Origin of the sequence: Flavobacterium sp., assembly GCF_024642105.1 — a bacterium.
Taxonomy (GTDB): Bacteria; Bacteroidota; Bacteroidia; order Flavobacteriales; family Flavobacteriaceae; genus Flavobacterium.
The window spans coordinates 1-2610 of record NZ_JAHEBT010000040.1; the positions used below are offsets into that span (position 1 = coordinate 1).

The following is a 2610-nucleotide window of genomic DNA, read 5'->3' on the forward strand; positions in this document are numbered from 1 at the left end:
TAGAATATGGAGGGATGACCCTTCCTATCTCCTTGGAATATGATGCCTCGGGGGTTAAAGTAGAATCAATAGCCTCTTCGGTGGGACAAAACTGGAGTTTGAATGTGGGTGGTGTGGTGAGCCGAATTGTTAAAGGTGCTCCTGATGAGGGAGGCTATGTGGCTAATGGAGTTAATACCGAATTGAATATCAAAGGTTTTTATAGAGATTTTGGTTTAACCAAGTTGGATAATGCTTTAGGTAGTACCTCTGCTTATGGAAAATTCATAGGTTGGTTGCAAGAATGTGCTAAAGGAAAACAAGACGCTCAACCCGATTTGTTTTATTTTAGTACACCTCAGGGAGGAGCAAAATTTGTGTTTAACAATCAGCGTCAAATAGTTTATTTAGAGAATACAGATTTTGTAGTTAAAGAAGATTTTATACCTGATTTTTTCAGGTCTTGGTCTGCTACAGCACCTAGCGGAATAAAATATAAATTTGGACTTAGTGGAGCTACCTCTAATGCTAGTAATGTTGTAGAACAAAATTTTACCAATCAAGGTAGAAACGATGGTGTTAGCAGTAGTAATTTTATCCCTAATGCATGGTTTTTAACGGAAATTTCAAATCCTACCACAACAAATACTATTAGTATTGATTATATCAATAACGACTTTTCAAACATCATTTTAAATAGACCTACGAAGACTTCTTTTTGTTATACCAATATCACCTCTATCAATAATAACCTTTGTGGAGACGAAAAAACAAGATATTATGATTTAGCATTGAATCCCTATGGCGGCACTTCTGATTTTTTTGCTACTTCCACTCCCTACACAATGCTTAATCATGCTAGTTCTAAAGTAATCAGTACCATTACAGCTGGTACCATTAGTATTTATTTTGATTATAGTAATAGAGAAGACCTCTCTTTAAATTTTGAAAACCACTCGGCTAAAAAATTAGACCGAATTCGTGTTGTAGACAGTGGAAAATGCATTAAAACTTTTGATTTTACCTATTCTTATTCTTTATGCAATGACACCAAACCTGCTGGACTTATCACTTCTGAAAGTTCCGATAGTAAACGATTGATGCTAGATAAACTAAGTGAATCTAGTTGTGATGGTTCTGTATCAAAACCATATACTTTTGTTTATAATGCAGGTACAATGCCGTATAAATTATCTTTTGCTCAAGATAAATTTGGGTTTTATAACGGACAAACTAGCAATCAATCCTTGTTTGCAAAGTATGATGCTACAGATAAGCAGAATCTCAACAATAATCGAGATAGTAATTTTAGTTTAGCCAAAATAGGGTCGCTTCAAAAAATAATTTACCCTACTAAAGGAAGCGTGAATTTTGAATTTGAACCACACCTATCTGATAGTCCTGTGGGCTACATATCACAAGATGCTACTATTTGGCTAACAGGAAATGTTACTCCAATTGCACCAGTAAATGGAAACAATGGGTACAATAGTCAAACATTTACTATTAATCCTAATGATGGTACTAATCTAAAAATCAAAATGTATCTCTCAAGGGGTTCTAGTGGCTATTCTTCTCCTGTATCGGGTTGTCCAACATCTAATTACAATAATGCAATTGAAATTGTAAATAGTTCGGGTACAGTTATCTATAATCAAAATTATGGGCAATTGGATGCTTTAATTAGTGGGCATCAAGACCAATTTGTAATGAAAGAATCAGAGGAATTTTTGGATACAACAAAATTCATACCCGGACAGACGTACACCATAAAAGTCTATGGGATAAAAGATTGTTTTAATGTTTCTACCTCTGTGTTTATTCCTAAAACAATTCAAGTTCCTTACTATGAAATGGGAGGCTTAAGAATTAAAAAAATCAACTATCAAAATGATGATTCTACCACTTTAAAAGAAGTGAACTATGCCTATTCCAATGCAAAATCTGTTGTGCAACCTTTATTGACCACTAGAGCTACATTTGACTTTACCAATGAAACCAATTTTTTTGCATTATCAAATCAAACTAATTCCAATCAATTGACTAGTGCGGAACTAGCAGCGACTGATTTTTATAAGAAAGTTCAAAAAATTTGTCCGTTACATGCCGAGTCTTTTACTCGTACTATAATTGGCAATATGATTGAACAAAATAATTTATTCAGTCAAGGTTTTTTTCAACACGCTTCGTTAGGTAGTAGTCCTTTTGATATTAATTTTATGGGACCCCAAATTAGTTACGGTAAAGTAGAACAAACGGATGGCAATGGTAAAACGGTGCATTACTTTAACGGATATAAATCGTATGCTGAATTGGACTTTAATTCGTTTATTTCAAATTTTTCTCCCGCTCCACCTGTATTTCAATCACTATTGGCAGGAGAGAAACAAAAAGTTGAAATTTTTGATAACGGTAGTACTCTGTTGAAAAATGAGCTGTTTAGCTATAATTACACCACAGTAACTACTTCCATTGATGCACTTGCTATCTACAGTGATGGCAACATGCCCTTATTTAATGTCTACACCCTCCAAGGACAAACCAAAACCTTAAAAACCGAGACGGAGACAACCACTTTAAAAGGACAGGATGTTACTGTAACTAAGGATTACGAATATCTAGGGGTGAATC

General features: G+C 34.4%; 1 protein-coding gene. It reads left to right on the forward strand.

The genetic code is table 11. From position 1 onward, the window contains the following. Positions 1-2610 (forward strand): type IV secretion protein Rhs (locus Q0L65_RS05335; protein ID WP_296684246.1); only part of this gene is annotated, 2610 nt, incomplete at both ends.